The organism is Streptomyces sp. NPDC058964, from assembly GCF_042741275.1.
Taxonomy (GTDB): Bacteria; Actinomycetota; Actinomycetes; order Streptomycetales; family Streptomycetaceae; genus Streptomyces.
The window spans coordinates 1-6,289 of the sequence record NZ_JBHYKH010000523.1 but is presented as its reverse complement, the minus strand read 5'-3'; the positions used below and the strand labels follow the sequence as shown (position 1 = coordinate 6,289).

The window sequence follows — 6,289 nt, the reverse complement described above, 5'->3', positions numbered from 1 at the left end:
GGGGGGCGCGCCCCCCCCCCCCCCGTCTCTTCCTCTTACGGCTGGACTCGTACGGCCGGGACCGCCTCAGGCCCGGGCCGCCTCGCGCCGGTAGCTCAGGACCACCGCGGCGGAGAACACCAGCGTCCACGCGGCGAGCACGGCCGCGCCGACCACCGCGCGGGTGTCGTGCAGCAGGGCGCCGTGGCCGATGTCGGCGAGCCAGTAGCTGGGCATGACCTTGATGATGTTGACCAGCCAGTCCGGGAACCCGGTGGTCGGCAGGAGCAGCCCGCCGAGGAAGCCGAAGAGGATGATCAGACCCTGGAGGTACATCTGCTGCTGCTCGGGGGCCACGTACAGGCCGATGACGAGGCCGAGGACGGCGCAGGGCAGCGAGGCGATCCAGATGCCGAGGGTGATCTGCAGCCAGCCCGCCGCCGACAGGTGCACGTCCTGGACCAGCCAGCCGAAGAGGGCCACGAACGCCGGGCCCGGCAGCGCGACGACCATCGCCACGAACACCTTGGTCAGCAGGTAGGTGCGCGGCAGCAGCGGGGTCAGGCGCAGCTGCCGGTGCCAGCCGATCTGCCGCTCGTGCGAGACGCGGGCGGTGGTGTGCATGGACGAGGTGAACGCGCTGTAGGCGGCCAGGCTGCACATGAGCCAGGCGCTGTAGGTGATCCCGTGGGAGTGCGGGATGGTCTGCTTCTTGTAGAGCATGCACTCCAGCAGGTACATCACCACGGGCACGACGAACGCGAAGACGATGAAGCGCGGACCGCGCAGCATCCTCTTGATCTCGATGGCCAGGTAGCCGGTCATGCGGCCTCGTCCTCCGTGTTCTGCGTGTCGTCCTGGGAGGCGTCGTCGGAGGTCAGCGACAAGAACGCCTCCTCCAGGCCGGTGGCGCTGATCTCGATGTCATGGGCGTCGGGGTACATCGTCACCAGGGCGCGCACGGCTGCGTCGGAGTCGTCGCAGTGCAGCTCGGCCTGGCCGAGCCGGATCGTGGCCGCGGTGACGCCGGGCAGCTTCTTCAGCTCGGCGGCGCTCGCACCCGGCACCGCGGCACGCAGCATGCGGCCGGCGGTGAGGGCGCGGATCTCGGCGACCGTGCCGTCGGCGGCGATCTGTCCCGAGCGCATCAGGACGACGCGGTCGGCGAACTCCTCCGCCTCGTCGAGGTAGTGGGTGGCGAAGACGACGGTACGGCCGGTGTCGGTGAACTTCCGCATCGACTCCCAGAACTTGCGGCGGCTGCCGACGTCCATCGCGGAGGTCGGCTCGTCCAGGATGAGCAGCTGGGGGTTGCCGACCAGGGCGCAGGCGAACCGGGCGCGCTGTCGCTGGCCGCCGGAGAGCTTGGTGCCGCGCCGGTCGACGATGTCCTCGATGTTGGCGCGGCGCAGGACCTCGTCCATGGGCAGCGGGTCCTTGTACAGCGAGGAGATCATGCCGAGGGTCTCGCGGACGCTCAGGTCGTCGATGAGGGAGCCCTCCTGCAGGACGGCGCTCGCCAGGCCGTCCCGCACGGCGATGTGCGGGACCTTGCCGAAGACGGTGATGGAGCCCGCGGTCGGTTTGGCCAGGCCGAGGATCATGTCGACGGTGGTGGACTTGCCGGCTCCGTTGGGGCCGAGCAGGGCGACCACCTCGCCGGGCGCGATGGTCAGGTCGAGCCCGCGTACGGCCTTGACGTCGCCGTAGTCCTTGCGCAGTCCGGTGATGCGCAGGGCGGGCTCGGCGTCGGTGACGTGCCGGGGGCTCTTGACGGCCGCCGGCTTCGGCTGGGTCGCGCGCTCGGTCTCGTCCGCCGCCTCGGTCACTGCCGTCGGCTTGGCCCCGGCTTCGGGCTTCGTCCCGGCTTCGGGCTTCGTCCCGGCCGGTTGCTTCGTGGCCGTGGTCTTCTTCACCGCCGTGGTCTTCTTCGCGGCCGCGGTCCGCTTGACGGCCGCCGTCTTCTTACGGGGAACCGTCCTCTTGCGAGGAGCAGGCTTGTTCTCGTCGGGCTGCGCCGCGGCGCTGGAGGTCGAGGTCTGGGTGGGGGACGCGGCCGTGACGGTGGTGCCTCCCTCGTCAGGTGCGGTCCTGGTCTCTGGGGTCGTCGTCATGTCACATCCGGATCTGTCGGGAGAGGTCCTGCGGGGACAGCAGCGCGTCCAGAGCCTTCGCGGCGGCCTCGTCGCGCAGCAGGTTCATGTGCTCGCTGCCGAACTGGAATTCCCTGGCCACGACGCGGGCCGCGGTCTCCGGATCGGTGGAGCGAAGCCGGTTGAGTCCGCTGAGCGGGCTCGCCGAAGTGAAGGCGACCGCCTTGTGCCAGTTCTCCATGGAGGCGAAATCGCCCGCGGCGACGACATAGGCGACGAAAGCGGTGAAGGACTCGGTGAATTCGGCGCGACTCTCCTCGTCGAGGTCGAGCTGGTCGAACGCGGGTTCACTCACGCCACGGAAAAGCCGGACGAGTTCGGTGCCGAGCACCCGAATGTCGTCGGTGCTTTCCAGGACGTGGTGCCCTTCGGTGTTCGCCTCGGAGATCGGCTCGGGTCCCACGATGGATTCGAAGAGGCTCAGGGACATGTGGAACTGCCAGTAAAGGCCGAGCGGGTTGGCGAGTTCCGGGTCGAAGAGAATGAGCTCCGGGGCGCTTTCCTGCCACTGGGTGAGGCGCTCGGCGAGCGCGGCCGCGTACACCGAACCGGCGCAGAAGCCGAGAACCGCGCCGACCCGCTGCCCGGACTCGCGCACGGAGTCGAACCAGCGGTCGAGGTACTCCTGGCCGCCGGGCCCCACGTCGGTGGCGATGGCCTGAGGCATCGTCTCCCACACATTGTGGCGGCCCGCCGCGGTGAGCGAGAAGAGATCGGAGAAACGGGCGTCGGGGCGGCCGGTGGCGGTGAAGTCGACGGCGAGCACCAGTTCCTCCCGGCTGCTGCCACCGATTTTCAGCCACACGTTGTTGTTATCCACCGGCTGCCCCTTCCTGACTGGTCTGTCGCGTTCTCGACTTGGCATCCCGCCGGTTTTGCCGGGTGCTCTCGATGCTAGAAGTGGCCATGGCGGGTGAGAGCCCCTATGGCCACCCCTAGCGCCCCCTACCGGGTGGCGACCGCCGGACCGGCCGGCAGTACGTCCTCGAGTTCTTCCGTCAAGTACTCGACGAGTTCTTCCGGGGTTCCGTATTCGTAGATCACGGCGGCGGGCAGTTTCAGTCCGAGCGCGGTGGTGAGCCGGTCCCGGAATTCCACGGCGAGCAGCGAGGTGAATCCGAGATCGAGGAAGTCGCTGTCCGGCTCGATGGCGTCGTCGGCCCCGGAGTGACCGAGCACCCCGGCGGTGGCCTCGCGAACCAGTTCGGCGAGCAGTTCGGCACGACCGGCCTCGTCGGCCGCGCCCAGGGCCGCCAACAGCGCCTCATGAGTGTCCGGTTGGGGTTCCGTCGGCGACGCCGCCTCCCCCACGCTCGCGCTGCCGCCGGTCCGTCCCGCCGAGGCGAGCCAGTAGTGCTGGTGCTGGAAGGCGTAGGTGGGCAGGTCGACGGGGTTGCGGCCGGGACCGAAGTACGCCGCCCAGTCCACGGCGGGCAGCCGGGTGAGGGCTTCGACGAGGGCCCGGGGCTCGGTGCGGTCGCGACGCAGGCAGGCCACGGCCCGCGGGTCGGCGACCATCGCGGTCAGCACGGCATCGGGGCCGAGCTCCAGGAACGAACCGATGCCCTGCTCCTCGAGCGTGGCCACGGCATCGGCGAAACGAACCGCCTCACGCACGTGACGGACCCAGTAGGAAGGGTCGGAGAGGTCCTCGTACGACGCCTGCGAGCCGGTCAGGGCCGACACGATCGGGAACTTGGTCCGGTTGTACGACAGTTGCGCGGCGATCTGCTCGAACTCGGCAAGCATCGGCTCCATCAGCGGCGAGTGGAAGGCGTGGCTGACGCTGAGCCGCTTCGTCTTGCGGCCCTGCGCATCGAAGTACGCCACGACCTCGTCCACACCCGCCTGGGGGCCGGAGACCACCACGGCGGTGGGCCCGTTGACGGCCGCGATGCCGGTACCTGCGGGAAGGACGGGCAGGACCTCGTCCTCGGTGGCCTGCACGGCCGCCATCGCACCACCCGCCGGAAGCCGCTGCATCAACCGGCCGCGCGCCGACACGATCAACGCCGCGTCCTCCAGAGACCACAGCCCCGCCACATACGCCGCCGCCAGCTCACCGATCGAATGCCCCGCCAGCACATCCGGCCGCACACCCCACGCCTCAAGCAGCCGGAACAGGGCAACCTCCAGGGCGAACAGAGCAGGCTGCGTGTAACCCGTCTCATCCAGCCCCTCACCCCCGAACATGACCTCCTGCAAAGGCCGCTCGAGATGCACATCCAGAGCCGCACACACCTCGTCCAGCGCGGTCGCGAACACCGGGAACCCCTCGTACAACTCCCGGCCCATCCCCGCCCGCTGACTGCCCTGCCCCGTGAACAGGAACGCCAACGGCCCTCGGCCGTCACCCGGCAGGGGCGCACCGCCGGCGATCGACTCCAGGCCGGTCAGCAGCCCGGCTCGGTCCCCCGCCACCACGGCGGCCCGGTACGGGAACGCCGACCGCCGAGTGACCAGGGAGAAGCCCACGTCGGCCGGGTCGCGGTCCGGCTCCGCGCGGGCGAACTCGAGCAGCCGGAAGGCCTGTGCGCGCACGGCGTCCTCTCCGGTGCCGGAGACGATCCACGGGACCACGGGCAGCCCGGCTGCCTCCGCCACCGAAGCCGGCTCCTCGACGGGAGCCTCCTCCACGATCACGTGGGCGTTGGTGCCGCTGATGCCGAAGGAGGAGACGCCGGCCCGCCGGGTCCGCTCCCCGGCCGTCCACGGCCTGGCCTCGGTCAGCAGCTCCACCGCGCCCGCCGACCAGTCCACGTGCGTGGTCGGCCGGTCCACGCCGAGGGTCTGCGGCAGTCGTTCGTGGTGGAGGGCGAGCACCATCTTGATGACGCCGGCCATTCCGGCGGCGCCCTGGGTGTGGCCGAGGTTGGACTTGACAGACCCCAGCCACAGCGGAGCGCCGCCGTCACGGTCCTGCCCGTACGCCGCGAGCAGCGCCTGTGCCTCGATCGGGTCGCCCAGCCGGGTGCCCGTGCCGTGCGCCTCCACCGCGTCGACCTGTTGCGGGGCGAGGCGGGCTGACGCGAGGGCCTGCTTGATGACCCGCTGCTGGGAGGGGCCGTTGGGGGCGGTGAGGCCGTTGCTCGCGCCGTCCTGGTTGACCGCCGAGCCGCGCACCACCGCGAGCACCCGGTGCCCGTTGCGCCGCGCGTCCGACAGCCGCTCCAGTACGAGGACTCCGACGCCCTCGGACAGGCCCGTACCGTCGGCCGCGTCGGCGAACGCCTTGCAGCGGCCGTCGCGGGAGAGGCCGTCGGCGCGGCTGAACTCCAGGAACGTACCCGCGGAGCCCATGACGGTGACGCCGCCGGCGAGGGCCAGGGTGCACTCACGGCCGCGCAGCGCCTGGGCGGCCAGGTGCACCGACACCAGTGACGAGGAGCAGGCCGTGTCGACGGTGAGGGAGGGGCCTTCGAGTCCGAGCGCGTAGGAGACGCGCCCGGACAGGACGCTCGCCGCGACGCCGGTCATCATGTGGCCCGCGATGGAGTCGGGCATCCGGGTCAGGCCGCGCAGGTAGTCGTTGCTGCTGACGCCCGCGTAGACGGCGGTGCGGGTGCCGGCCAGGGTGTGCGGGTCGATGCCGGCGCGTTCCAGTGCCTCCCAGGAGGTCTCCAGGAGGACGCGCTGCTGCGGGTCCACGGCGAGTGCTTCGCGGGGGCTGATGCCGAAGAACTCGGCGTCGAATCCGGCGGCGTTCCGGAGGAACCCGGCGCGGCGGCCGGTGTCGTCGTGGCCGTCGCTGGCGGAGAGCTGGTCCAGGTTCCAGCCGCGGTCGCGGGGGAAGGGGCCCATGCCGTCGCGGCCGGCGTCGAGCATGGCCCACAGGTCCTCGGGCGAGGCGACGCCGCCGGGGAATCGGCAGGCCATGCCGACGATCGCGATGGGCTCGTGTTCCCTCTCCTCGGCCTCGCGCAGCCGCCGACGGGTGTCGTGCAGGTCGGCTGCGACCCGCTTGAGCGTGTCGACCAGCTGTTTCTCGTCAGCCATTTCTTCCCCTACTTCCCCTCTGATCCCCTCGTGCGACGGCGACAGCGGCGGGGGGGCCAGCGGGCGAGCCCCCCGCGCGGGCGGGGGGGTGTGATGGTCTGGTGGTAGGGGGTGTGTGGCGCCCACAACGCGGCAGGCGCGCGCGGGGAGGGGGGGGCCCC

4 protein-coding genes are annotated in these 6,289 nt (G+C 71.0%); all 4 read right to left on the bottom strand.

The window, feature by feature from the left end; translation table 11 throughout:
* Nucleotides 1-66: 66 nt before the first annotated feature.
* The 4 genes from ACFW2E_RS39100 to ACFW2E_RS39085 all read right to left on the bottom strand — a co-directional run bounded on the left by ACFW2E_RS39100 (nucleotide 67) and on the right by ACFW2E_RS39085 (nucleotide 6,128).
* Nucleotides 67-804 carry an ABC transporter permease gene (locus tag ACFW2E_RS39100; RefSeq protein WP_384474498.1) on the bottom strand — a complete coding sequence of 246 codons (738 nt, stop codon included), beginning with the start codon at nucleotides 802-804 and terminating at the stop codon, nucleotides 67-69.
* Nucleotides 801-2,093: an ATP-binding cassette domain-containing protein gene (locus tag ACFW2E_RS39095; protein WP_384474495.1), complete on the bottom strand. Its 1,293-nt coding sequence runs from the start codon at nucleotides 2,091-2,093 to the stop codon at nucleotides 801-803. The genes ACFW2E_RS39100 and ACFW2E_RS39095 overlap by 4 nt, the downstream gene beginning before the upstream one ends.
* 1 nt (nucleotide 2,094) lies before the next feature.
* Nucleotides 2,095-2,952: a hypothetical protein gene (locus ACFW2E_RS39090; RefSeq protein WP_384474492.1), complete on the bottom strand. Its 858-nt coding sequence runs from the start codon at nucleotides 2,950-2,952 to the stop codon at nucleotides 2,095-2,097.
* Nucleotides 2,953-3,077: 125 nt separating this feature from the next.
* Nucleotides 3,078-6,128 (bottom strand): type I polyketide synthase, encoded by a 3,051-nt coding sequence (locus tag ACFW2E_RS39085; RefSeq protein WP_384474489.1) that lies wholly within the window; start codon nucleotides 6,126-6,128, stop codon nucleotides 3,078-3,080.
* Between the last annotated feature and the right edge of the window lie 161 nt (nucleotides 6,129-6,289).